This window comes from Halomonas denitrificans, assembly GCA_019800895.1.
GTDB lineage: Bacteria > Pseudomonadota > Gammaproteobacteria > Xanthomonadales > Wenzhouxiangellaceae.
In genome coordinates this window covers 1-25,980 of record JAHVKF010000003.1, presented here as the reverse complement: position 1 = coordinate 25,980, position 25,980 = coordinate 1, and the positions used below count along the sequence as shown (strand labels likewise).

The window sequence follows — 25,980 nt, the reverse complement described above, 5'->3', positions numbered from 1 at the left end:
CTCGTCAGTCGGCCAGTGCGTCGATCAGCGCCCGACCGGCCTGGTGATGCGCGCGGTCCAGCGGCACCAGCGGGAGCCGGATGCCGGCGCCGATGCGGCCCATCTCGCCGAGCAGCCACTTGGCGGGAATCGGGTTGGCCTCCACGCCGAGAAACGGATACAGCGCAGCCAGCTCCGCGTTCGCCGCATCGGCCTCGTCGTCGCGGCCGTTCAGCGCGGCCTCGCACATCGCGGCGAAGCGCGCCGGCGCGACGTTCGCGGCCACCGAGATCACGCCTCGCGCGCCGTTCCGGATGGCGTCGCGCGCCGTGGGGTCGTCGCCGCTGAGCACGCCGATACCGGCGTCGGCCAACCGGCGCACCCGCTGCATGTCGGCGACGGCTTCCTTGATGCCGATGATCCGTTCGTGCCGGCACAGCTCGATGGTCGTCCTCGGATCGAGATCGACCGCGGTCCGACCCGGCACATTGTAAAGGATGACCGGCGCGTCGCAGGCGTCCGCCACGGCGCGGTAGTGGGCGGCCAGGCCGCGCTGTGGCGGCCGGTTGTAGTACGGGGTGACGACCAGCACCGCGTGGGCGCCTCGTGCGGCGGCCCGGGCGCTCTGCGCCACCGCAACGGCCGTCGACGCCGCGCCGGTCCCGGCGACCACCCGGCAACGGTCCCCGACGCGCTCCAGGGCCCGGTCGAGCAGCGCATCGCGCTCCTCCGCGGACAGGGTGGCCGATTCCCCGGTGGTCCCGCCGACGACGATCCCCCGCGTGCCGGATTCGACGTGCCAGTCGAGCAGTGAATCCCAGGCGTCGAGATCCACGGATCCGCTGCCGTCCATCGGGGTCACGAGCGCGACCAGCGAGCCGGTCAGTCCAAAGTCGTCGAGGGTGGTCATCGGCAGGGCATACTACTTGCGGGTATCGGGTCTGACAAGTATTCTGCGGCGAACGTTCCCGCACGCGTCGGGACCCCCCAACCCAGGCAGCAAGCCTCTGATTCTGCAACACAAAGCCAGCATTCACCACTCAAACGACCTCACGAAACCATGGCAGACATCGAAACTCCGATCGAAACGCCCCGACTCCCGGCCACCGGCGATTCCGAGCTGGCCCTGCAGGATTTCCGCGGTCAGCCGCTGGTGGTCTATTTCTATCCGCGAGACAACACGCCGGGATGCACGCGTGAGAGCGAGGCCTTCCGTGACCTCAACGACCAGTTCGAAAAGCTCGGCGCGCGGATCGTCGGCGTCTCGCGCGACAGCGTGAAGTCGCACGAGAACTTCCGTGGCAACTACGACCTGCCCTTCCCCCTGATCGCCGATACCGATGAGCAGCTGTGCAGGCAGTTCGATGTGATCAAGGAAAAGAACATGTACGGGAAGAAGGTGATGGGCATCGAGCGGAGCACCTTCCTGATCGGTGCCGACGGCGACATCGTCCGGGAGTGGCGCAAGGTGAAGGTTCCGGGGCACGCCGAGGAGGTCCTCGACGCGGTGCGCGAACTGTGAGTTCGCCGGTCACCGCCTCCCCACCGACGCCACAGGAAGTGCCCATGACCGACTCCAGCAGGCTCTACCTGCTCGATACGAACGTGCTGATGCACGACCCGACCGCCCTGTTCCGCTTCGAGGAACACGACATCTACCTGCCGATGGTCGTACTCGAAGAACTCGACGCGGCCAAGAAGGGCATGACCGAGGTCGCGCGCAACGTCCGCCAGGTCAGCCGCTTCATCGGCCAGATGATGCAGGGTGGACCGGAGCTCGACGACGGCCTGCCGCTGGCCATGCCGGACGGCCTGAACTTCCGCATCGGTACCGGCCGGCTGTTCTTCCAGACCGGCGGCGAGGATGTCGACGACGCGCCGAGCGCGCTGCGCGCCAAGGCCGACAACGAGATCCTCCGCGCGGCGATGCAGCTGACCCAGCGTCATCCGGACCGCGAAGTCGTGCTGGTGTCCAAGGACATCAACCTGAGGATCAAGGCCGCCATCCACGGCATCCCCGCCGAGGACTATCACAACGACCGCGCACTGGACGACCTGAGCCTGCTCTACAACGGGCTGTCCGAGCACGACAACGATTTCTGGGACCGACACGCCATTGCCGACTCCTGGAGCGAAGGCGGCAACACCTTCTATCGGCTCCAGCGGGTCGAGGACGACGACTGGCACCCGAACCAGTGCCTGCGCCTGACCGGGGACAACGGCATGGAGGCCATGGTCCGCGACGTCACCGACGACCATTTCGTGATCCAGGTTTCGACCGACTACACCCACGGTCCGCACAGCGTCTGGGGCATCACTGCACGCAACCCCGAACAGAACTTCGCGTTGAACCTGCTGATGGACCCGGAGATCGACTTCGTCACCCTGCTCGGCACCGCCGGCACGGGCAAGACCCTCCTGACCCTCGCCGCGGGGCTGGCCCAGACCCTCGACGAGCCGATCTACCGCGAGATCATCATGACCCGCGCAACCGTGTCGGTGGGCGAGGACATCGGCTACCTGCCCGGCACCGAGGAAGAGAAGATGTCGCCGTGGATGGGTGCCCTGACCGACAACCTCGAGGTGCTGACCGAGTCCGACGAGCACGGCGGCGACTGGGGGCGCGCGGTCACCAACGACCTGATGACCTCGCGGGTCAAGATCCGCTCGCTGAACTTCATGCGCGGCCGGACCTTCCTGAACCGCTACCTGATCATCGACGAGGCCCAGAACATCACGCCGAAGCAGATGAAGACCCTGGTGACGCGCGCCGGGCCGGGAACCAAGATCGTCTGCCTCGGCAACGTCGAGCAGATCGACACGCCGTACCTGACCGAGACGACCTCGGGCCTGACCTTCGCCGTCGACCGCTTCAAGAACTGGCCGCACGCCGGGCACATCACGCTCAAGCGCGGTGAGCGGTCGCGCCTGGCCGACTTCGCCTCCGACGCCCTGTAGGGCAGCCGGTCGGGTCGCGCAAGGCGACGACGGCACGTTCCCGGTGCCGGTATGCTTCGCCGCATGCGCCCCACCGAACCCACAGACCCGGATCCGGAGGCCGCCCGCCGCCTGACCCTCAACGCCGTGCTGGTGACCGCCGGCGCGGTGATGATCAGCTTCGCGGCGGTGTTCACCCGGCTGGCCGACGTGCCGGCGACGACGTCCGCGGTCTACCGGATGCTGTTCGGCAGCGCTGCACTGGCGCTGCTCCTGGCGCTGGTTCCCTCGATGCGTGTCGGGCTATCGCGAAACTGGACGGGGTCGATCCTGATCGCCGCGTTCTTCACCGTCGATCTCTGGGCCTGGCACCGCTCGATCCTACTGATCGGTCCGGGGCTGTCCACGCTGCTGGCCAACTTCCAGGTCTTCGTACTGGCCGCCGCCGGCGTGCTGTGGATGAAGGAGCGGGTCGGCTGGCGCTTCGCCGGCGGCCTGGCATTGGCCATGCTGGGCCTGTGGCTGCTGTTCGGCCGCGACTGGGCCTCGCTGGATGCGGGCGCCCGCGTGGGCATCCTGTTCGGCCTGCTGACCGCCTGCGCCTACGGCAGCTACCTGCTCAGCCTGCGCGGCTTCCAGATTCGCAACCCCGGCATCCGGCCGGAGGCGCGCCTGCTGCAGGTTTCGATCGCCTGCGCGGCGATGCTGGTCGTGATCAACGGGATCGAAGGCAACGGCTTTGCCATTCCCGACCGGCAGACCCTGTTCAGTCTGCTCGGGCTGGGCATCGTCTGCCAGGTGGTCGGATGGCTGGCGATCACCCGGGGCATGCCCGGGCTGCCGGCGTCGGTGGTCGGCCTGCTGTTGCTGCTGCAGCCCGTGCTGTCGATCCTCTGGGACCTGCTGTGGTTCGACCTGGCGCTGGTCGCGCTCCAGGCCGTGGGCGCCGGCTTGGCGCTGCTGGGAATCTACCTGGGGATGCAGTCGCGCGCCGCGCGCCGCTAGACCACCACCCGGCGCCGGGCGCCGGGTGGCCGGGGTCGGCTCGTCAGTCCTCGGCCGGGGTCTCCCCGTCCTCGGAATCGTTGCCGGTGAAATCGCCGGCGATCGCGATCACCAGTTCGTCCGGATCGAGCCACTCGGACACCGCGTCATTGACCGCTTCGACGGTCAGGGCCTCGATCGCGGCCTCGCGCTCGGCGTACCAGTCCATGTCGCGGTCGAAGTACAGGCCCGAGGACAGGAGGCCGGCCAGCGAGCCGTCGTCGGAGCGCTGCAGCAGCAGCTGCTGCAGGTAGCCGGTCTTGGCCGACTCCAGCTCGTCTTCGGTGAAGCCCTCCTCGACCGCCCGCTCGAGTTCCTCGGCCAGCACCTCTTCGAGCCGATCGAGGTTCTCCGGCGCGAACATGGCGAAGGCGAAGAAGGTTCCGTTCTCGTCGATCGGGTGCGCGTTGATGCCGCCACCCACCGCGTAGCTGAGACCTTCCTCGTTGCGGATCCGGTCGCCGAGGCGCGAACTCAGGAACCCGCCGCCGAGCATGTGGCCGGCCAGCTCCAGCGCCACGAAGTCGGGATGGGTATCGCTCATCGGGAAGCCCTGGCCGGCGATCAACACGGCGCTGGCCTTGTCGTCGAGCTGGCGCAGCATGCGCGTGGGGGCGACGGGCTCGTAGTCGTCCGACCAGCGCTGGAACGTCTCGTCGGCCGTCCAGTCGCCGAAGTGCTCGTCGAGCTTGGCACGCAACGCGTCGGCATCGAAATCGCCGACGAAGGCGACCGTGGTTCCCGGCCCGAAACCATGGAAGCGGGCGTGGAAATCGCGCAGCTGCTCGACCGTCAACGACTCGATGCGGGCCTTCGCCTCCTCGAAGCTCGGGGTGTAGTCGGGATGGTCCGCCGGCTTGCTGTTCCGATACAGCGACAGTTCGCGCGAAGCGACCGATGCGGGGTCGTCGCTGGCCCGGTCGATGCCGGCCAGCGCCTGGCGCTTGTACTCCTCGAGCTCGCTCTCGGGGAAGGTCGGGCGCTTGCCGACCTCGGCCATCAGGTCGAGCACCGCCATCAGGTTCTCGCGCCGGGTGTCGATCGAGACCGAGACCGAGCGCGAGCCGCTGACGATCAGCCCGGACTGCAGCTCGTCGAGCCGGTCGGCGATCTCCTGCCGCGTCAGGTTCTCGGTACCGCGCGACAGCATGGACACGGTGGCGTCCGGGATCGAATCGAGGCCGCTCAGTGCGTCGAGGTTGCCGATCCGCATGACGACGGTGCCGCGCACGCGTTCGCCGCGGGTGGATTTCGGCAGGAGTGCGACCTCGGCGCCGTTGTCCATGGTGTAGCGCTGGACCCGGGCTTCGATGTTCTCCGGCGTCGGCTCGAACGCTTCGCCTTCGCTGCGGGTCTCGCGACCGGTGTAGCCGGCCAGCAGGGTCTCGGGATCGGGCGCGGCTTCGACCACGGCGCGTTCCGGGTCGCTGTCGGGAATGAAGCGGCCCAGGGTGCGGTTGTCACGCGTCACGTAGGTCGCGGCCGCGTCGGCCACATCGGCCGTTTCCACCGCTTCCAGTCGATCGCGGTGGAGGAACATCATCCGCCAGTCGCCGGTCGCGGCCCACTCGGACAGGCCGATGCCGACCAGCTGGCTGTCGTTGAGGTTCCGCTCCATGTCGCTGGTCAGCGAGGCCACGGCGCGCTTGACTTCCTCTTCGCTCGGCGGGTTGGCGGCCAGTCCGGCCAGGGTCTCGCTCAGCGCGGCCTCGGCGGCTTCGACATCGCCGTCTTCCGGCAGGTTGACGTAGGCCAGCAGAAGCGAGGGCTCGGGCAGGCGGAACACCAGCGCACCGACGTCGCTGGCCAGGCCCGGTTCGACCAGCGCCTTGTGCAGGCGCCCGGACGGCGTATCGCCGAGGACATGAGCCAGCGCTTCGACCGCGGCGAAGTCCTCGTGCAGCGCCGACGGCACGTGGTAGGCCGCCATCAGCGTCGGCGTGGCGCCGGAGCGGCGAACCGTGACTTCGCGCGGGCCGTCCTGGTAGGGCTCGCGGGTGTAGGTGTCCCACAGCTTCGAGTCCAGGTCGCGCTCGGGTGCTGGGATGGCGCCGAAGTACTCTTCGACCAGCGACAGCGCGCGCTCGCGCTCGAAATTGCCCGAGATGATCACCATCGCGTTGTCGGGCTGGTAGTACTGGCGATAGAAGCGCTGCAGGCGCTCGATCGGCACGTTCTCCAGGTCGGCGCGCGCGCCGATCGTCGAGCGGCCGTAGCCGTGCCACTCGTAGGCCGTGGCCATGACCCGCTGCAGCAGCACCCGGAACGGGCTGTTCTCGCCGATCTCGAACTCGTTGCGCACGACCGTCATCTCGCTTTCGAGGTCTTCGGCGGCGATGAACGAATTGACCATCCGGTCGGCCTCCATGCGGACGGCCCACTCGAGGTTGTCGTCGCCCTCACCGGTGTCGGCGGGCAGCGTCTGGAAGTAGTTGGTGCGCTCCCACCAGGTCGTGCCGTTGGCGAAGCCGCCCCGCTCGGTGATCTGCTGCTTGATGTTCTCGTGATCGGGCGTGCCCATGAACACCAGGTGCTCGAGCAGGTGCGCCATGCCCGACTCGCCGTAGCTCTCGTGCTTGGAGCCGACGAAGTAGGTGACATTGACGGTCGTGGTCGGCCGGCTCGCGTCCGGCATCAGAAGCACCTTCAGGCCGTTGTCCAGCCTGTATTCGGCGATGCCTTCGACCTCGGTGACGAGCTCGGGCCCATCGTCCTGGGCCGCAGCGGCGACGGTGAACAGCAGTGCGAACGCAGCGACAAGCCCCGCCGCGAATCGTTGATGGATTCGGATCATGGTTTCCTTCCAGTCTGGTTGACAACGCTCCCCTTGCGACAGCATGCCACCGCCGGGGTTCGACCGTCGTCGGCCAGAAGTCACGGATTCCCGGCCGATCGCCGCGTCGGGCTGCACCGGCGCCGCCGGACCGGGACGCGCCGACGCGACCGATTCAGTCCGCCAGGGTCAGCCGGTCGACGTTGCGGAAGCCGCGCGGCAGCAGGCCGCCGCGCTGCGCGCGCTCGCCCCAGTAGCCTTCCGTATCCGACCAGGAAAGGCGGAGATAGCGCTTGCCGGCCCAGACCAGGCAGTCCTGGCCCTTGACCAGCGCGATCGCCCCGGTCATCGCCTCGCCGTCCTTGCGGGCCTTGGGGGGAATATGGATCAGCTTGTTGCCCTTGCCTCGGGCCAGTTCCGGGAGCTCGCTCAGGTAATAGGCCAGCAGGTGACCGCCGCTGGTCGCGCAGACGATCACCGCCTCGTCGGCCTCGGCGACCGGCGCCGGCGGCAGGACGACCGCGCCGTCGGGCACGGTCAACAGCTGCTTGCCGGCCTTCTGGCGGGTGTAGAGGTTTTCCAGCCGCGTGGTGAAGCCGTAGCCGGCGCTGGTCGCCAGCAGGATCCGGTCGGACGGATCGCCGACGGCGACCCCGAGGAAGGCCGCGCCGTCGGGCGGCGCGAAGCGGCCGGTCAAGGGCTCGCCGAGGCTGCGCGCCGACGGCAGCTCGTGGGCCGGCATCGAGTAGCTGCGGCCGGTCGAATCGATCGCGCAGGCGAACTGGTTCGAGCGGCCGCGGGCGGCGTGCTGATAGCCGTCGCCGGCCTTGTAGTTCATCTCCGCCGGGTCGATGTCATGTCCCTTCGCCGCGCGGATCCAGCCGTTCTCCGAAAGCACGACGGTCACCGGCTCGGAGGGCACCAGGTCGGTTTCCTTCAGCGCCTGAGCGGCGTCCCGTTCGACGATCGGCGAGCGGCGGTCGTCGCCGTACGTCTCCGCGTCCTCGAGCAACTCGTCGCGGATCAGGCGGGTCAGCTTCTTCGGCGAGTCCAGCGTCGCTTCCAGCGTCTGGCGCTCGTCCTCGAGCTCGTCGCGCTCGCCGCGGATCTTCATTTCCTCGAGCTTCGCGAGATGGCGCAGCTTGAGTTCGAGGATGGCCTCGGCCTGCGTCCCGGTCAGGTCGAAGCGCTTCATCAGGACGGGCTTGGGCTCGTCGTTCTCGCGGATGATCGCGATGACCTCGTCGATGTTCAGGAACGCGATCAGGAAGCCTTCGAGCACGTGCAGTCGATCGACGACCTGGTCCAGGCGGTGCTCGAGGCGTCGGGTCACGGTCGCGCGCCGGAAGTCGATCCACTCGGCCAGCAGCTCCTTCAGGTTGCGCACGCCCGGCTTGCCGTCGTTGCCGATCACGTTCAGGTTGACGCGGTAGGTGCGCTCGAGGTCCGTGGTCGCGAACAGGTGCGCCATCAGGGTCTCGATGTCGACCCGGTTCGAGCGCGGCACCAGCACCAGCCGGGTCGGGTGCTCGTGGTCCGACTCGTCGCGGATGTCGGTCAGCATCGGCAGCTTCTTCGCCTGCATCTGCGCCGCGATCTGCTCGAGCACCTTGGCCGGCGAGACCTGGTGCGGCAGGGCGGTGACGATGACCTCGTCGCCCTCCTTCTCGTAGACCGCCCGCTGGCGGATGCTGCCGTGGCCGGTCTCGTAGAGCGCGCGGATATCCTCGCGCGGCGTGACGATCTCGCCGGCGGTCGGAAAATCGGGACCCTGGATGTGCTCGCACAGGTCGTCGAGACTGCTGCGCGGCTTCTCGAGCAGCCGGATCGTCGCCGAGACCACCTCGCGGAGATTGTGCGGAGGGATGTCCGTGGCCATGCCCACGGCAATGCCCTGTCCACCGTTGAGCAGGATGTTCGGCACCCGGGCGGGCAGCAGCTTCGGCTCCTTCAGCGTGCCGTCGAAATTGGGGACCCAGTCGACCGTACCCTGCCCCAACTCGGCCAGCAGCAGCTTGGCGTAGGGCGCCAGCCGCGACTCGGTGTAGCGCATCGCGGCGAAGGACTTGGGGTCGTCCGGCGAGCCGAAATTGCCCTGGCCGTCGATCAGCGGGTACCGGTACGAGAACGGCTGGGCCATCAGCACCATCGCCTCGTAGCAGGCCGAGTCGCCGTGCGGATGGAACTTGCCGATCACGTCGCCGACCGTGCGCGCGGATTTCTTGTGCTTCGACGCCGCCGACAGGCCGAGTTCGCTCATCGCGTAGACGATCCGGCGCTGCACCGGCTTCAGCCCGTCGCCGACGTGGGGCAGCGCGCGGTCGAGGATCACGTACATCGAGTAGTCGAGGTAGGCGCGCTCGGCGTACTGACGGAGCGGCATCTGCTCGAAGGGGAGGTTCGCGGTTTCGTTCGTCATCCGGCTATTGTCCACCAAACGAGCGCGCCGGCGGGACCAGCGGGCCGGCGGACGCGAGGTCCTCAGCCGCCGTCGACGATCATCAGCACCACGCCGAGCCCGTACAGCGCGATGATCGCGACGCTCTCGAAGCCGATGCCGGCCAGGCCGCGCTCCTGGCGCCGGACCAGCCCCATCATCAGCACGCCGCACATCAGCAGGGTCAGCGCGAGCCATTCGATCAACGCGCCGGGCATCGCGTGGTAGATGGATCCGTCGCGGTAGGCCACATCGGATGCCGCCGTGAACAGCGTATCGAACGCATTGCCGCCGATGATGCCGCCGATCGCCAGCGTCAGGGCCCCGCGGCGCACGGCGGCGATCGAGGTCACGAGCTCCGGCAGCGAGGTCACCACGGCGGTCATCAGCACCCCGACGACCGACAGGCTCACACCCAGGTCCGCAGCGATGTTCGACGCCGCCGACTCGAGCAACCACCCGCTCACACCCAGAACCCCGGCCAGGACCGCGAAGCTCGTCCACAAGCGGCCCTTCGGCGGCATGCGGGACGTGTCGTCCGGCGTATCGGGCTCGGTGCTGCGCGTCGACGAGGGGACCCACATCGGATCGCGCCGCGCCGTGCGCACCATCCGGATTCCGAACGCGTACAGGGCGAGCAACGCGGGCGTGACCGGATGGATGCCCCAGATCGTGGCGTCGGGCAGGTTCGGCGCCAGCAGGATCAGGGCCAGCAGGGAGATGAGCAGGGCGTTCTGCAGCATGTTCGCTGCCGAGGCCGCGGCGTGTTCGAGATTGGCCCGCCGGTGGAAGAAATCGGCCACGGCAAGGAACAGCGTCTGCACCGCGATGCCCCCGAGTGCATTGCCGACCGAGAGATCCGCGCTGCCGTTCGCGGCCGCGGTCACCGAGAGCACCGCTCCGGACAACGACGTCGCGGCGCCCAGCAGCAGTGCGCCGGCGACCGCCTCGCCGATGCCGGTGACGTCGGCGAGCTGATCGACGACCCGGGTGATCCTTGTTCCGACGACGCCGATGGAAGCGGCGCACAGAAGGAACACGATCACGCTCAGGGCCAACGACCAGTCTTCCGGGTTCAACAGTGCCATGGCGTCGATTCCTGCAGTCGGGGCCGGTCGTCGAAGTACGGATGATCGGGATGCGAGTCGCCGGGGCATCGAGTCCACGAGCCTTCGATGCACCGCCGATGCGTCGCCCCGCAAGATGGACAGCGGGACCACAGAACCCTACACCGAACGGCGCCTCGGCGCGACGCTCATGCGCCGACCGTCGATCGCTCGGCCGCTCCGGCCCGGTCGAGGGCCGGACCTCGGCGTCTTCGACGCTACACTTGCAGCCATGCGCGCCATGCGACTGGAACGGATCGCCCGGATCGACCGCGCTTCGAACCCGCTGTCCGCGGTCGAGGTCGAGGCCCCCTTGCCCGGCCCGGGAGAGCTTCGGCTGCGGGTGACCGCCTGCGCTGTCTGTCACACCGAGCTGGACCAGATCGAGGGCCGGGTCGACACGCCCGTTCCGCGCATTCCCGGACACCAGGTCGTCGGCACGGTCGATGCGCTCGGTCCTGGCACGGACGGTGACCTTGCGTACCGTCGGGTCGGCGTCGGCTGGATCGCCTCCGCCTGCGGCACCTGCCGCTGGTGCGAACGCGGCGAAGAGAACCTCTGCCCCATGTTCCAGGGCACCGGGCGCGATCGGGACGGCGGCTATGCCGAGTACATGACCGTTCGCGCCGCGTTCGCGGTGCCGATTCCCGACGGGCTCGACGATGCGCAGGCCGCGCCGATGCTGTGCGCCGGCGCGATCGGCTACCGCAGCCTGCAGCTGGCCGGCGTGCAGAACGGCCAGACCCTGGGTCTGACCGGCTTCGGCGCATCCAATCACCTGGTGCTGGCCCTGGCCGGCGCGCTGCTGCCCGACAGCCCGGTGATGGTCTTCGCCCGCAACCCGGACCAGCGCGAACAGGCGATCGAGCTGGGAGCGGCCTGGGCCGGCGACACCCACGACGAGCCGCCCGACGCCCCCGACGCGATCATCGACACGACTCCGGTCTGGGGGACCGTCCTGGCGGCGCTGAGCCGGCTCGCGCCGGGCGGCCGGCTGGTGGTCAATGCCATCGCCAAGGAAACCGGCGACCGCGACCGGCTCGCCGGACTCGACTACCCGAGCCAGCTCTGGCGCGAAAAGGAGATCAAATCGGTGGCCAACGTCACGCGCGCCGACCTTCGCGAATTCCTGGCCGCGGCGTCCGAGCACGGCCTCCGGCCCGAGATCACCGAACTGCCGCTCGAGCAGGCCAACGACGCCCTGAAGCGGATCCGGTTCGGCGCCGTCCGCGGCGCCTTCGTGCTTCGGCCCTGGATTTCTCGCGAGCTGCCACCGCAGGGCCGGAGCCCGTGCGATCAGGACCCCGCTGCGGCGTCCCGAAGCACGGCCTCGAAGCCCTCGGGCGACGACCAGTCGCGACCGCAGACGTAGCGCGGCAGGTACCAGCGGTCCGAGCCCCGCGTCACCGCACCGGGATCACAACCCAGCGCGGCCTCCAGGCCGATCGACTCACCGTAGCGCGGCAGGAACTCGCCGCGCAGGTAATCGCTGGCCTGGCCCCAGGGATAGGCGAAGTACCGGGGCCGACGGCCGGCGATGCGCTCGATGCAGTCGGAGGCCTGCTCGATCTCGGCCCGGCAGCTCGCCTCGTCGTCGATCGACAGGAAGTTCCGCGGCCGGTCGGGGTCACCGGCCGTACGAGCCAGCGACGGATGGTTGTGGTCCCAGCTGTGGTTCTCGACGGTCATCAGGCCGCTTGCATTCGCAGCGGCCCACCAGTCGTCGCCCCAGACGCCGAGCGAGAAATAATCGGTGCGATCGAGTTCGGCGCGCGCATCGGGCGAGGCCTGCACGAAGACGCTGGCATGGAGTCGATGCCGGCTTCCTTCCCGCCGTGCGGTCGCGAACGCCGACAGCCGCTGGTACGCGGATTGCTGCGGGCCGGCGGTGGGATGATCGAACGGGTGCCAGTCCATGATCGAACCGTCGTCGAGGGTCAGCACCGCGGTCCGGGCCGGGAGGTCGCCCGAGTCCAGCCCGGCCAGGGCATCGCCCAGCGGAAGGATCGTCCAGCCGTTGCGGTCGAGACCTTCCAGGTCCCGACCGAAAGCCACCAGGTCGTTGTTCGCGTAGTCGTTCCCGGTCACGTTGATCGAGTGCCAGGCGAGAACCAGGAAACGCGCGGTCATCGATGGGGTGCCTTCAGTCGTCCGACTCGAAGCTCTCGATGATGTAGCCGCCGGACTTCTCGTCGTGCCGGAGCTCGACCAGGCCCTCGGTCTGCATGTCCTCGAGCAGCTGGCCGAAGGACTTGAAGCCGTGGTAACTCTCGCTGAACCCGGGGCTGCGGCGCTTGAGCGTCTGCTTGACCATCGAGCCCCAGACCTTTTCCGATTCGTCGCGGTCGCGGAACAGCGCCTCGATCGTTTCCAGTACCTTGTCGAACCCTTCCTGGCGGCGCGTTTCCTCGCCGCTGCTCGATTCGCCGCCGCCCGAACCGGACGCGCCGGTACTGCCGCCGCCGTTCCCGTTCTTCGCCTGCGCCTTCTTCTTTTTCTTCTTCGACTTCTTCTTCGCGGCTTGCTGCCTGCGCTGGGACTTCTTCTCGCTGTCGCGGACCAGGTCGTCGTAGAAGATGAACTCGTCGCAGTTCGACGTCAGCAGGTCCGAGGTCGAACTCTTCACGCCAACGCCAATAACGACCTTGTTGTTCTCGCGCAGCTTGCTGACCAGCGGCGAGAAATCCGAGTCACCCGAAATCACGACAAAGGTATCGACGTGGGCCTTGGTGTAGCAGAGGTCGAGCGCATCGACCACCATGCGGATATCGGCCGAATTCTTGCCGGACATCCGGACGTGCGGGATCTCGATCAGTTCGAACGCGGCCTCGTGCATGGCCGGCTTGAACTCCTTGTAGCGAGCCCAGTCGCAGTAGGCCTTCTTGACCACGATGTTGCCCTTCAGCAGGAGTCGTTCGAGCACTTTCTTGATGTCGAACGCCGAGTAGCGGGCGTCGCGCACGCCGAGCGCGATGTTCTCGAAATCGCAGAACAGGGCGAGATTGCGGGTGGCAGGTTGCATACAGGAGGAACTCCGGCGAATCTGGGTGCACAGCATATCAGCCGGACCCGGCCCGCACGCGGATGCGCCGGGTGGGCGAGAATGGGCGAATGCAGCCCGACATGGACCCGATCGAGCTGGCGAAGATCGAATGGGACGGCGTCACGCCGGCCGCGCCGGCCTTCGAGGACACCTACTTCTCGATCGCCGGCGGGCCGGAGGAAAGCCAGCGGGTGTTCCTCGACGGCTGCGACCTCGCTGGCCGCTTCGATCGCCTGCGCGCCGGCGACGCCTTCGTCATCGGTGAAACCGGCTTCGGCACCGGACTGAACCTGTTGCTGGCCGCCGCCCTGTTCCGCCGGCACGCCGCGCCCGGCGCGCGGCTTCACCTGGTTTCTGCCGAAAAGCATCCCCTGCCCCGCGCCGACCTCGCGCGTGCGCTGGCTGCCTGGCCGGAACTCGCCGACTGGGCGCAGCCACTGGTCGATCAGTATCCGCCGGCGGTCTGCGGTTTCCATCGCTTGTGGCTGACCAGCGAGGTCGACCTTACCCTGATGTTCGGCGATGCGACCGCGATGTGGGCCGCCCAGGACGCGGCCGTGGATGCATGGTTTCTCGACGGCTTCGCGCCCAGCCGCAATCCGTCGATGTGGTCGGCGGCGCTGTTCGCGCGGATCGCTCGCCTGAGCCGGCCGGGCGCCGCGCTGGCCACGTTTTCCGCCGCCGGTGCCGTACGGCGTGGGCTGGCCGACGCCGGCTTCGCGGTCGAGCGCCGGCCGGGCTTCGGGCGGAAGCGGCATCGCCTGGAAGCGCGCTTCCCGGGGCGCTGGACGCCGCGAACGGTCGCTCGCGGCCACGCGCTCGTGATCGGAGCGGGCCTGGCGGGATGCACGACGGCGAACGCGCTGTCGGCCCGGGGATGGACGTGCCGCCTGATCGATGGCGCGGGGATCGCCGAGGGCGCCTCGGGCAATCGCAGCGGCGTGGTCTACACCACCCCGAGCGGCATGGCGACGCCGCAGAACCGCTTCTACCAGTCGAGCTGGCTGCACGCGCTGCGCCGATTCCGCCTCGCAGGCGCGGAGGCCAGGGGCATCGCGCGCTTCGGCGGCGTCGAGCAGGTGCTCACCGATGACCGCCAGCGCAGGAAGATCCTCGGCGCGCTGACTTCGGGCCACTGGCCATCCGACCTCCTGCAGCGGCTCGACGAGGACCGCGTCCTTCTTACCGGCGGTGGCGTCGTTCGTCCGCCGGCGTGGTGCCGTGCGCTGGTCGATCGTGCGGGCATCGAGGTGCAGTCCGGAACTCGCGTCGAGCGCCTCGAAGGAGAGTGCGCGGTCCGGCTGTCGAACGGCACGGTGCTCGAAGCCGACGCCGTGGTGTTGTGCACCAGCGGGGCCACGGCGGACCTGCTCGAGCGGCCCGGGCTGCCGATCCGCACGATCCGCGGCCAGGTGACCGAAGTCGCGGCCCGTCCCACCAGCCTTGCCTGGACGCGGGCCGTATGCCACACCGGTTACCTGGCGCCGGCGCTCGACGGCGTGCACTGTATCGGGGCGACCTTCGACCTCCACACCTCGACCGCAGCGGTCCGCGACGAGGACGACCGGGCCAACCTCGACGCACTGCGCCGTTGGTGTCCGGGACAGTGGGCGGCGCTCGGCGGCGAATCCTGCGAGGTGCGCGGCGCGCGGGTCGGCTTTCGGTGTACGTCGCGCGACTACCTGCCGCTGGTCGGTCCATGGCGACAGCGCTCGCAGGATGCCCCGGCGGGCACCTGGCTGAACATCGCCTTCGGCAGCCGGGGACTCAGCAGCACGCCGCTGGCCGCCGAGTCCATCGCCGACCGCCTGACGGGCGCACCGGCACCGATCGATCGAGCGATCCGCGAGGCGCTGGCACCGAGCCGGTTCGACTGAGCCGCAGCAGCCGCTGGCCGACGGACCGTTCGGCCATCGAAAGAGGCCTCGCAAGGACGAGACGCCGGCGCCTGGCCGGCGGCGGATTCAGTCGTGATCGATGTCGCCGGGATCGGCCACGTCGGTGACGTCCTGCGCTTCGTCGCGCAGCAATGCCTTGAGGTCGACATCCAGCGCGCCGTCGGGAAGCACCTCGGCGACCCGGATGCTCTTCTCCGGGTGGGCCTTGTTGTGCTCGGCCAGGTCGATGCGCCGGCCGGCCCGGAACCCGGCGCCCTCTCCGTCGCCGGTCGGGACGAGCTTGCGCACGATCGGCCAGAGACGATGTTCGGCGCTGGCTTGGAGGACGACCGCGTGGTCCTTGTCGGTCAGGCGGACCAGCGTGCCCGGCGTGATCCAGCCGAGGAACTGGATCAGCACCTCGACCATCTCGGCGTCGAACTGGCGGTCCCGGGTCTTCCAGAGGATGCCCAGCGCTTCGTGGTGCGATCGGGCGGCACTGTAGGGCCGGAACGAGGTGATCGCGTCGTAGGCATCGACCACGCTGACCAGCGACCCCAGGGGATGGAGACTGGTCCGGTCGCGACCCAGCGGGTAGCCCTTTCCGTCGGGCCGTTCATGGTGCTCGAGCACGGCCTGCCGGATGCGCGGATGGATCGTCTCGTCGGATTTCAGCATCTCGTAGCCGAGGCGCGAATGGTGCCGGATGTGCTCCTGCTCTTCCGGCGTAAGGCGACCGGGCTTGTTCAGGATGGCCTGGTCGAGCTTGGTCTTGCCGAGATCGTGGAGCAGTCCGGCCAGTCCGGCCTGCTCGACCTCCTCGGGCTTCCAGTTCAACGATCGCGCCAGGCCCATCGACAGGATGGCGACGTTCACGCAGTGCTCGGCCGTGTACTGGTCGACGTCCTTGATCCGGGTCAGCCAGACCATCGCTGCGATATTGTGTTCGAGGGTCTCGGCGATCTGGCGGATGCCCAGCCGTGCCGATTCGATATCCACCCGCCCGTGGCGCTGGATCGAATCGATCAGCGCGCCGGCACGCCGGTACAGCAGGTCGTGGCCGTCGATCGACCGGGGCACGGTGTCCGAATCGAGCCGCGCCCGGCGCAGCATGTTGACCGGCGCATCCGGATTCTCGGCATCGGTCCGGTTGCGCACGATTCGCCGATAGGGAATGTTCGCGCGCGGCGGGCGATAGCCGTTGCGGCTGCGCAGCAGGTCGATGACCAGCCAGTGGCAGTTCTCGAGGAACCAGGAACGCTGGTCTTCGGACAGGATCATCACGCCCTCGAGGGGGAACGGCGTGTCTCGCCAGCGCTTGTCCATGCGCGCGACGAAGTGTCCCACCTGCAGGTTCTGCGGCTCGATCAGGATTTCGTTGTCCCACAGCCACGCCACCGATTCCTCGTCCTGGGACTCGGGCGGCTTGTCGGCATCGGACTTGCGGGACCAGAACATCGGCGGCGATGGGCCTCGGAACGGAGAACCTGCATTCTACGACGACTGCGGCCGTAACTCGATGCTTTTCCTCGGTTTGACCCGCACGCGTTTGACCGGGACCGCGGCGCTGGCGCATGCTGACGCGATGAAACTCTACAGCGACGAACGCGCCCCCAGCCCCCGCCGTGTGCACCTGTTCCTCGAAGCCCGCGGCATCGAGTTGCCGGTCGAGACCGTCGACCTCGCCTCAGGGGGCCAGCTCGAGGCCGGTTTCCTCGAGATCAATCCCGACGGCACGGTGCCCGTGCTGGAACTCGATGACGGTACACGGATCAGCGAAGTCGTCGCGATCTGCCGCTATCTCGACGAGATCTCCGAGGGCGTGCCGCTTTACGGCCGCACCCCGCTGGAGCGGGCCCGCATTCTCGACACGGACCACTGGCTGGAAATGCAAGGCCTGCTCGCGGTCATGGAGGGTTTCCGCAACGGTGCCCCGGGCATGAAGGACCGCGGTCTGCCGGGACCCACGCCGGTGGCCCAGCTTCCGGAGCTGGCCGAGCGCGGCCGCCAGCGCGTCGAGCGCTTCTTCGACCGGCTGGACACGCGCCTCGAGACCGGAGCCGACAGTGGCGCCTGGATCGCCGGCGGTCCGTTCTCCGGGGCAGACATCACGGCCTGGGTGATCCTGGAGTTCGCCGGCTGGGGCCTGAAGCTGCAACCGCAGCCGAGGCATCGGACGCTGCTGGAGTGGCGCGCCCGGGCAGCCGAGCGCCTGGGCGTCGGCTGACCGAGCCGATCAGGTCGCGCGCCGAACCAGCACGCCCAGGGCAAGCAGCAGGACCAGCGCGACCAGTCCGAGACGGTCGAGCGCCGGTACGCCGATCGCCTGGCCGATGACGACGATCGGCGCGATGCCGATGCACGGCGGCGGCCCACCGTGGGGCTCGCAGCCGATCAGGCTCGGCGGCGTGACGTCCACCACGTTCTCGATACCGTCCGGCGCGTCCATCGCGACTTCGGCCTCGACGGTGTAGACCACCTGTTCGCCGGCCGGAAGCGCCGGAATCATCTCGTTGATCGCGCCGGTGCCGCTGGGGTTCGGGCAGTAGCTGCCGGCACAGGTCCAGTCGAAGGAGACGATCCCGACCGGAATCGGATCGATGATGCCGACGTCGAACAGCGTGCCCGGGCCGGTGTTGGTCACCGTGATCGTGTAGATCACCGGTTGCCCGGCAACCACGACCGGGGGTTCAACCGTCTTGCTGACGGCCAGCGAGCCCGGGCCGGGCAGCACCAGCGAGGTGGCTCCGCTGCCGCTGATGCGGATCGCGAACGGATTCGTTCCGAACACCTGCACCAGGTTCAGTGCCTGCCCCGCATCGACGTCGCCCTGGCGGATCTCGTAGGTGGCCGTGCACAGCACCGAGTCGCCGCCGGCGAGAACGCCGGTACCGTTGCCGGTGAACGGGTTTCCATCGAAGGTCGTCGAACTGCAGACGATCGGCGTGTCGATCAGCGAAGGATCGGGCTCGACCAGTTCGACGTCGGTCAGCTCGTCGTCGTTGGTATTGGTCGCCACGAAGTCGTAGCGGACGATGTCGCCGAGGCTGGCGAAGCCGCTGCCGTCCACGTCGTCGGCCAGGAACGGGCTCTTGAGCACGGCAATGCCGCTGCGCCCAGCCAGATCGACCCGGATCACCAGGTCCGAGCTCTGTACCGGCAGGCCGAGCGCGTCCGAGCCGGTGGCCTCGATCACGTTCTCGACCCGTCCGGCGGCCGCCTCCACCGCCGTGATCACGTGGCTGCGCAGGCAGACCTGGTCGGCCCCGATCGCCAGCGTGGCCGCCGGGCAGGTCACCCCGCCATCGAGGTCCGTGACGGCGAGCGAGTCCAGGGCGAGCGAGCCGAGGTTGATCAGACGGTACCGATAATCGATCGTTTCGCCGGCATCCAGTACGCCGTCCAGGTCGGTGTCGACATGCACTCCGCTCGACACCAGCGCCAGCACGCCTTGCGGAACGGTTGCTCCACGCAGGCCGGACCAACGAAGGCTGCGGACCTCGCTCGTTCCGTCGTCGTAGCGCACGATCGCCTGCATTCCGGCGTGATCGATGCGGGCGGGCAGGGCCCAGGAGCATTCCGCCGCCCCGGCGGTCGCGATCCGGGCCGTCAGATCGCCGCAACCGTCGACGGTCCCGGCCGAGACATGAAGGTCGAGGGAGGCGGTGCTGCGCCCGTCCTGCGATGGCTCCGGCGCCACGAGTCTGACGTCGACCACGGCCGAACCGTCGGCCGCACGTGCCGCAGGCGTCGACTCCAGCGTGAACGCCGAGGCCTGCACGGCAGCCAGCATCGACCCGGCAACCATCAGCCAGGACAGCACCGAAACGACCAGCGGGGTCGAGCCGGACACCGGGGCATGAACGGACGGGGTTGATCGCATCGGGTCGCCGGTCCGGTCTGCGACCGATCGGGTCGACGTTGGCGTATCGAGCAGCGTCATGGTCGATTCCTCTCGGTCATTGGAACGAAGTGTAAACCGCGGTACTGACCGAACTGACGACTTCGCCGTTCGGCCCGGTGCCGAGCGCGGTCGCGGTGTTCTCGACGCGCCGTCGCGAGACGTCCTGCGCGGTCAGTTCGTGGGTGGCCGAACACACGATCGAGGCCGAAGGATTGAGGGCGCCCAGCCCGCCCTGCTCGAAGCCGTCGTAGCGAACCGCATCGTGCGGCAGCACCTGGAGCGGCTCGCCGTCGGAGGCCCGGGCCATGCACACGAGGTCGTCGACCAGCAGATCGATCAGCTGGACGTCGGTCAGCGGCTCGGTCCCGATGTTCGTGATCTCGAACGTGTAGAACAGCACGTCGCCGACGTCGCCGTAGTCGTTGCCGTTGAAGTCCACGCCAAGCTCGACGGTCTTGATCAGTTCGATCGCGACGTCCCCGCTCTCGTCGATCGACGCGCAGGCGTCCGCGCCGAGCGTCGGCGCGCCGGGAATCTCGGCCAGGTTGTACAAACCGTTCCCCGCCGACCCGTTGCAGGCTCCGTCCTGGAGCTGGCCGGCCACGACGCCGAAGGGAATCGCGAGCCGGTAGCGGTGGGTGGCACCGGCGCCGATGGCGACGTCGGTTTCCGAGACCTGGAGTGCGGTTCCGACGGCCGGCGTGAACTGACCCGAGGCGATCGCCGGGTCGAGCACACCGCCCGTGGTCGATACCAGGCCGGTCGCGCCGACCTGCAACCCGGTGGTAGTGAACCCGAGCGTGTCGATCAGCGTGTAGAGCACCGCGGTCTGACCAGGGTTGACGATCTCGATCTCGTAGTCGATGCGCCAGCTGTTCGGCCCCGTGGCGCTCAGAGACACGACCCGCTTGTCCAGCGACAGGGTACGGACCGGGTGCGTCGTCGTGCAGCTCGAGCACTCGGGATCGGGATCGCCGCCGCCGGAAGGCTCGACGCTGTTGCCGACGGTCGTTCCACCGGCATCGGCATCGACGGTCGCGCTGTAGTCGACCTGGTAGACCCCGGGAACCGTCCCCGACGGCAGCGTGAACGTCAGGACCGGCGCCGCCGAGCTATCGGACACGAACGCTCCGGGGTCGGTCACCGCGCCGAAGGTCAGTCCGCTTCCAAGCGTGTCCGTCAGCACGAGGTCGGACGTCAGCGCGGCATTGCCGACATCGACGGTGAGCGTGTAGTCGACGGTCTGACCGACGACAAGCTCGGTGCCGCTGGCCGGGCTCGATGCCTTGGCGACCACCACGACCGGGTCCGTCAGCGGGTGCGTGGTCGAGCAGTTCGCGCACTCGGGGGCCGGATCGCCGCCGTCGCCGGTCACGACCACGCTGTTGCCCACCGAACCGGTGGCATCGGCGTCGACCGTCGCGGTGTACTCGACCGCGTAAGTGCCTGGCCCGGTTCCGGCCGGCAACGTGAACGTCAGCACCGGTGCACCGCTCGCATCGGGCGTGAACGCGCCCGGTGCGGTCACGGCGCCGAAGGTCAGGCCCGCGCCCAGCGTATCGGTCAGCACCAGGTCGGCCGCCAGCGTGCCGTCAAGCACCGTCGCGGTGACCGTGTAGGTGATCGTGTCGCCCGCCGCCACGGTCGAGCCGTCGGCAGGATCGGACGCCTTCGCGACCTCGACGTTGAGGACCGGATGGCTCGTCGTGCAGCCGGTGCATTCCGGATCGGGATCGCCGCCGTCGCCGGTCACGACCACGCTGTTCCCGACCGATCCCGTGGCGTCCGGATCGACCGTCGCCGTGTACTCGACCGCGTAGGTGCCCGGGCCGGTCCCGGCCGGCAGCGTGAACGTCAGCACCGGCGCAGCGCTCGCATCGGGCGTGAACGCGCCGGGTACGGTCACCGCACCGAAGCTCAGGCCAGCTCCCAGCGTATCGGTCAGCACCAGGTCGGCCGTCAGCGTGCCGTCGAGCACCGTCGCGGTGACCGTGTAGGTGATCAGGTCGCCCGCCGCCACGGTCGAGCCGTCGGCAGGATCGGACGCCTTCGCGACCTCGACGTTGAGGACCGGGTGGCTCGTCGTGCAACTGGTGCACTCCGGATCCGGGTCGCCGCCGTCGCCGGTCACGGCGACATTGTTGCCGACCGAGCCGGTCGCATCGGCATCGACCGTCGCCGTGTACTCGACCGCGTAGGTGCCCGGTACGGTACCCGAAGGCAGCGTGAAGGTCAGCGTCGGTGCGCCCGAGCCGTCCGCGGTGTAGGCCCCGGCGCTGGTCACCGCGCCGAAGGTCAGTCCCGCGCTCAACACGTCGGTCAGGACCAGGTCGGACGTCAGCGCTGCGTCACCGACCGTCGCCGTGACCGTGTACGTGATCGTCTGCCCCGCCGCCACGGTGCTTCCGTCCGCGGGATCGGCGCTCTTCACGACCACGATTGCCGGGTCGGCGACCGGGTGGTTGGTCGTACAGCTGGTGCACTCCGGATCCGGATCGCCGCCGTCGCCGGACACCACCACGCTGTTGCCGACCGAGCCGCTGGCATCGTCGTCGACCGTGACGGTGTACTCGACGGCGTAGGTTCCGGGCACCGTGCCGCTCGGCAGCGTGAACGTCAGCGGATTCCCTGCGGTGTTGGCCGCGAACGCACCGGGTGCGGTCACCGAACCGAAGGTCAGGCCGGCCCCGAGCGTGTCGGTCAGCACCAGGTCGGCGGTCAACGCAGCAGCGCTGATGGTCGCCGTGAGCGTGTAGGTGATGGTCTGACCGGCGGTCACATCGATACCGCTGGCAGGATCGGCGCTCTTGACGACGACGACGGCGGGGTCGGCGACCGGGTGGTTGGTCGTGCAGCTGGTGCACTCCGGATCCGGATCGCCGCCGTCGCCGGTCACCACCACGCTGTTGCCGACCGAGCCGCTGGCGGACGCCGAAACGTCGGCGCTGTAGACCACGGTATAGCTGCCGGTCGCCGCACCCGCGGCCAGCGTGAAGCTGTACGGATTGCTGCCGGCGATCGCGAATGCCCCGGCGCTGACCACCTGGAAGCCGGTCAGGTCGGCGTCCAGCGTGTCGGACAGGACCACGTCGGCCGTGGTCGGACCGTTGGCGACGTTCAGGGTCAATGTATAGGTGATCGTGTCGCCGGCCTCCACCGTCGACCCGGAGACCGGGTCGGACGTCTTGGTCACGCCGATCTGCGGGGGCGAGACCGGGGTCGTCGCGGTATCCGACGTCGGGCCCGGCACCTGGGTCGTGGTGACAGTTGCGATGTTGACCAGGTCGGCACCGGCATCGACGTCGGCCTGCGTGACCGTGTAGCTGATCGTGTAGGTCCAACTCTCGCCAACCTCGAGTTGACCGTCGGCATTCAACGATTCGACCGGACCGGAGAGCGTGCCAGCCGAGCCGTCCGGAAGAACGTCGCTCGTCGAGACGCCGGTCTGGGTAACCGCGCCGGTGTTCTCGACCACGATCGTGTAGTCGATGACCTGCCCCGCGGCCGTGACCGGGTTCGGACCGCCCGTCTGGGTCTTGGTGATCGTCAGGCTGGCCGCCGCGTTGATCGGCGTGGTCGCCGTGTCCGTGGTCGGTCCAGGGACCTGCGTCGTGGTGACACTCGCCGTGTTGACGAGGTCACTGCCCGCGTCGATGTCCGCCTGGGTGACCGTATAGCTGATGGTGTACGTCCAGGTCTCGCCCACGTCCAGCTGACCGTTCGCCGAGATGGACTCGACCGGTCCGGTCAGCGTGCCTGCGGATCCGTCCGGAAGAACGTCGTTTGTCGAGACGCCGGTCTGGGTCACGCTGCCGGTGTTCTCGACCACGATCGTGTAGTCGATGACCTGCCCCGCGGCCGTGACCGGGTTCGGACCGCCCGTCTGGGTCTTGGTGATCGTCAGGCTGGCCGCCGCGTTGATCGGCGTGGTGGCCGTGTCGCTCGTCGGGCCCGGGACCTGCGTCGTGGTGACACTCGCGGTGTTGACCAGGTCGGCACCGGCATCGACGTCGGCCTGGCTGACCGTGTAGCTGATCGTGTAGGTCCAGGTCTCGCCAACCTCGAGTTGGCCGTCGGCATTCAACGATTCGACCGGACCGGAGAGCACACCTGCACTGCCGTCGGGCAGCGTATCGGAAGTGCTGACGCCGGTCTGCGTGACCGCACCGGTGTTCTCGACCACGATCGTGTAGTCGATGACTTGCCCTGCGGCGGTCACCGGGTTCGGGCCGCCGGACTGGGTCTTGGTGATCGTCAGGCTCGCGGCCGCATTGACCGGCGTCGTCGCGGTGTCGGTGGTCGGGCCAGGAACCTGCGTCGTGGCCACCGAAGCGGTGTTGACGAGATCATTGCCGGCGTCGACGTCCGCCTGCGTGACCGTATAGCTGATCGTGTAGGTCCAGGTCTCGCCGACATCGAGGTCGCCGTTGGAAGAGATGGACTCGGCCGGGCCGGTCAGGGTGCCTGCGCTGCCGTCGGGCAGCGTGTCGGAGGTGCTGACGCCGGTCTGGGTCACGCTGCCGGTGTTCTCGACAACGATCGTGTAGTCGATGACTTGCCCTGCGGCGGTCACCGGGTTCGGGCCGCCCGTCTGGGTCTTGGTGATCGTCAGGCTGGCCGCGGCGTTGATCGGCGTGGTGGCCGTGTCGCTCGTCGGGCCCGGCACTTCATTGGTCGCCACCGAAGCGGTGTTGACAAGATCACTGCCGGCGTCGACGTCGGCCTGGCTGACCGTATAGCTGATCGTGTAGGTCCAGGTCTCGCCGACGTCCAGCTGCCCGTTCGCGGAGATGGACTCGGTCGGGCCGGACAGCGTGCCAGCCGATCCGTCCGGAAGAACGTCGTTTGTCGAGACGCCGGTCTGGGTCACGCTGCCGGTGTTCTCGACCACGATCGTGTAGTCGATGACCTGCCCTGCGGCGGTCACCGGGTTCGGACCGCCCGTCTGGGTCTTGGTGATCGTCAGGCTCGCGGCCGCATTGACCGGCGTCGTCGCGGTGTCGGTGGTCGGGCCAGGAACCTGCGTCGTGGTCACCGAAGCGGTGTTGACGAGATCATTGCCGGCGTCGACGTCCGCCTGCGTGACCGTGTAGCTGATCGTGTAGGTCCAGGTCTCACCGACGTCCAGCTGGCCGTCGGCATTCAACGACTCGACCGGTCCAGTCAGCGTGCCAGCCGATCCGTCCGGAAGAACGTCGTTTGTCGAGACGCCGGTCTGGGTCACGCTGCCGGTGTTCTCGACCACGATCGTGTAGTCGATGACTTGCCCTGCGGAGGTCACCGGGTTCGGACCGCCCGTCTGGGTCTTGGTGATCGTCAGGCTCGCGGCCGCATTGACCGGGGTCGTCGCGGAGTCGGTCGTCGGACCCGGCACTTCGTTGGTCGCAACCGATGCGCTGTTGATCAGGTCCGCGCCGGCGTCGATGTCCGCCTGGCTGACCGTGTAGCTGATCGTGTAGGTCCAGGTCTCACCGACGTCCAGCTGACCGTTCGCCGAGATGGACTCGGTCGGTCCGATCAGGGTGCCTGCGCTGCCGTCGGGCAGCGTGTCGGAGGTGCTGACGCCGGTCTGGGTCACGCTGCCGGTGTTCTCGACCACGATCGTGTAGTCGATGGACTGGCCCGCGGCCGTGACCGGGGTCGGGCCGCCGGACTGGGTTTTCGTGATCGTCAGGCTCGCCGCGGCGTTGACGGGCGTGGTGGCCGTGTCGGTGGTCGGTCCAGGGACCTGCGTCGTGGTGACGGTTGCCGTGTTGACGAGATCACTGCCCGCGTCGATGTCCGCTTGGCTGACCGTATAGCTGATCGTGTACGTCCAGGTCTCGCCGACGTCGAGGTCTCCGTTGGAAGAGATGGACTCGACCGGACCGGAGAGCACACCTGCACTGCCGTCGGGCAGCGTATCGGAAGTGCTGACGCCGGTCTGGGTCACGCTGCCGGTGTTCTCGACCACGATCGTGTAGTCGATCGACTGGCCCGCGGCCGTGACCGGGTTCGGGCCGCCGGACTGGGTTTTCGTGATCGTCAGGCTCGCCGCGGCATTGACCGGGGTCGTCGCGGTGTCGGTGGTCGGGCCCGGCACTTCGTTGGTCGCAACCGATGCGCTGTTGATCAGGTCCGCGCCGGCGTCGATGTCCGCCTGGCTGACCGTGTAGCTGATCGTGTAGGTCCAGGTCTCGCCCACGTCCAGCTGACCGTTCGCCGAGATGGACTCGACCGGTCCGGTCAGCGTGCCTGCGGATCCGTCCGGAAGAACGTCGTTTGTCGAGACGCCGGTCTGGGTCACGCTGCCGGTGTTCTCGACCACGATCGTGTAGTCGATGACTTGCCCTGCGGCGGTCACCGGGTTCGGACCGCCCGTCTGGGTCTTGGTGATCGTCAGGCTGGCCGCGGCGTTGACCGGGGTCGTCGCGGTGTCGGTGGTCGGGCCAGGAACCTGCGTCGTAGTCACCGAAGCGGTGTTGACGAGATCATTGCCGGCGTCGACGTCCGCCTGCGTGACCGTATAGCTGATCGTGTAGGTCCAGGTCTCGCCGACATCGAGGTCGCCGTTGGAAGAGATGGACTCGGCCGGGCCGGTCAGGGTGCCTGCGCTGCCGTCGGGCAGCGTGTCGGAAGTGCTGACGCCGGTCTGCGTGACCGCACCGGTGTTCTCGACAACGATCGTGTAGTCGATGACTTGCCCTGCGGCGGTCACCGGGTTCGGGCCGCCGGACTGGGTCTTGGTGATCGTCAGGCTGGCGGCCGCATTGACCGGCGTCGTCGCGGAGTCGGTCGTCGGACCCGGCACTTCGTTGGTCGCAACCGATGCGCTGTTGATCAGGTCCGCGCCGGCGTCGATGTCCGCCTGGCTGACCGTGTAGCTGATCGTGTAGGTCCA

At 68.5% G+C, this 25,980-nt stretch carries 15 protein-coding genes; 6 read left to right on the top strand and 9 right to left on the bottom strand.

What is annotated here, in order from left to right:
• Positions 1-4: 4 nt before the first annotated feature.
• On the bottom strand, positions 5-889 hold the full coding sequence (dapA, locus tag KUV67_08735) for a 4-hydroxy-tetrahydrodipicolinate synthase (GenBank protein MBY6204965.1): 885 nt from the start codon (positions 887-889) through the stop codon (positions 5-7).
• Between the two features lie 150 nt (positions 890-1,039).
• On the opposite strand from dapA, the gene KUV67_08730 reads away from it, so the two are divergent.
• The 3 genes from KUV67_08730 (at position 1,040) to KUV67_08720 (ending at position 3,921) form a co-directional block, all read left to right on the top strand.
• A complete protein-coding gene (locus KUV67_08730) occupies positions 1,040-1,501 on the top strand; it encodes a peroxiredoxin (protein ID MBY6204964.1) in 462 nt (153 codons plus the stop codon).
• 44 nt (positions 1,502-1,545) lie between these two features.
• Positions 1,546-2,937, top strand: a complete 1,392-nt coding sequence (locus KUV67_08725; protein MBY6204963.1) for a PhoH family protein — start codon at positions 1,546-1,548, stop codon at positions 2,935-2,937.
• A 63-nt stretch (positions 2,938-3,000) separates the two neighbouring features.
• Entirely contained in the window at positions 3,001-3,921 is a 921-nt protein-coding gene (locus KUV67_08720; GenBank protein MBY6204962.1) for a DMT family transporter, read from the top strand.
• 43 nt (positions 3,922-3,964) lie between these two features.
• Here KUV67_08720 and KUV67_08715 read toward each other — a convergent pair whose 3' ends face one another.
• The 3 genes from KUV67_08715 to KUV67_08705 form a co-directional block, all read right to left on the bottom strand.
• Positions 3,965-6,754, bottom strand: a complete 2,790-nt coding sequence (locus KUV67_08715) for an insulinase family protein (GenBank protein ID MBY6204961.1) — start codon at positions 6,752-6,754, stop codon at positions 3,965-3,967.
• Positions 6,755-6,908: 154 nt separating this feature from the next.
• Positions 6,909-9,152, bottom strand: a complete 2,244-nt coding sequence (gene parC / locus KUV67_08710) for a DNA topoisomerase IV subunit A (protein MBY6204960.1) — start codon at positions 9,150-9,152, stop codon at positions 6,909-6,911.
• Positions 9,153-9,214: 62 nt separating this feature from the next.
• Positions 9,215-10,258: a sodium:calcium antiporter gene (locus KUV67_08705; GenBank protein ID MBY6204959.1), complete on the bottom strand. Its 1,044-nt coding sequence runs from the start codon at positions 10,256-10,258 to the stop codon at positions 9,215-9,217.
• A gap of 250 nt (positions 10,259-10,508) precedes the next feature.
• Between KUV67_08705 and KUV67_08700 the strand changes: the two genes are divergently transcribed.
• Complete coding sequence (locus KUV67_08700) at positions 10,509-11,648, top strand: alcohol dehydrogenase catalytic domain-containing protein (protein ID MBY6204958.1); 1,140 nt, start codon at positions 10,509-10,511, stop codon at positions 11,646-11,648.
• Here KUV67_08700 and KUV67_08695 read toward each other — a convergent pair.
• A complete protein-coding gene (locus KUV67_08695; protein MBY6204957.1) occupies positions 11,573-12,406 on the bottom strand; it encodes a polysaccharide deacetylase family protein in 834 nt (277 codons plus the stop codon). The genes KUV67_08700 and KUV67_08695 overlap by 76 nt on opposite strands.
• A 13-nt stretch (positions 12,407-12,419) precedes the next feature.
• Positions 12,420-13,298, bottom strand: a complete 879-nt coding sequence (locus tag KUV67_08690; GenBank protein ID MBY6204956.1) for an NYN domain-containing protein — start codon at positions 13,296-13,298, stop codon at positions 12,420-12,422.
• Between the two features lie 89 nt (positions 13,299-13,387).
• Between KUV67_08690 and mnmC the strand changes: the two genes are divergently transcribed.
• Positions 13,388-15,196, top strand: coding sequence for a bifunctional tRNA (5-methylaminomethyl-2-thiouridine)(34)-methyltransferase MnmD/FAD-dependent 5-carboxymethylaminomethyl-2-thiouridine(34) oxidoreductase MnmC (mnmC, locus tag KUV67_08685; protein MBY6204955.1), 1,809 nt, complete (start codon positions 13,388-13,390; stop codon positions 15,194-15,196).
• An 87-nt stretch (positions 15,197-15,283) separates the two neighbouring features.
• Here mnmC and KUV67_08680 read toward each other — a convergent pair whose 3' ends face one another.
• On the bottom strand, positions 15,284-16,654 hold the full coding sequence (locus KUV67_08680; protein MBY6204954.1) for an HD-GYP domain-containing protein: 1,371 nt from the start codon (positions 16,652-16,654) through the stop codon (positions 15,284-15,286).
• A 127-nt stretch (positions 16,655-16,781) separates the two neighbouring features.
• On the opposite strand from KUV67_08680, the gene KUV67_08675 reads away from it, so the two are divergent.
• Positions 16,782-17,423 (top strand): glutathione S-transferase family protein, encoded by a 642-nt coding sequence (locus KUV67_08675; GenBank protein MBY6204953.1) that lies wholly within the window; start codon positions 16,782-16,784, stop codon positions 17,421-17,423.
• Positions 17,424-17,432: 9 nt separating this feature from the next.
• On the opposite strand, the gene KUV67_08670 is transcribed toward KUV67_08675, so the two are convergent.
• A complete protein-coding gene (locus KUV67_08670; GenBank protein ID MBY6204952.1) occupies positions 17,433-19,079 on the bottom strand; it encodes a DUF11 domain-containing protein in 1,647 nt (548 codons plus the stop codon).
• A gap of 76 nt (positions 19,080-19,155) precedes the next feature.
• Positions 19,156-25,980: DUF11 domain-containing protein (locus tag KUV67_08665; protein ID MBY6204951.1), on the bottom strand; the 6,825-nt coding region annotated here is incomplete at its 5' end.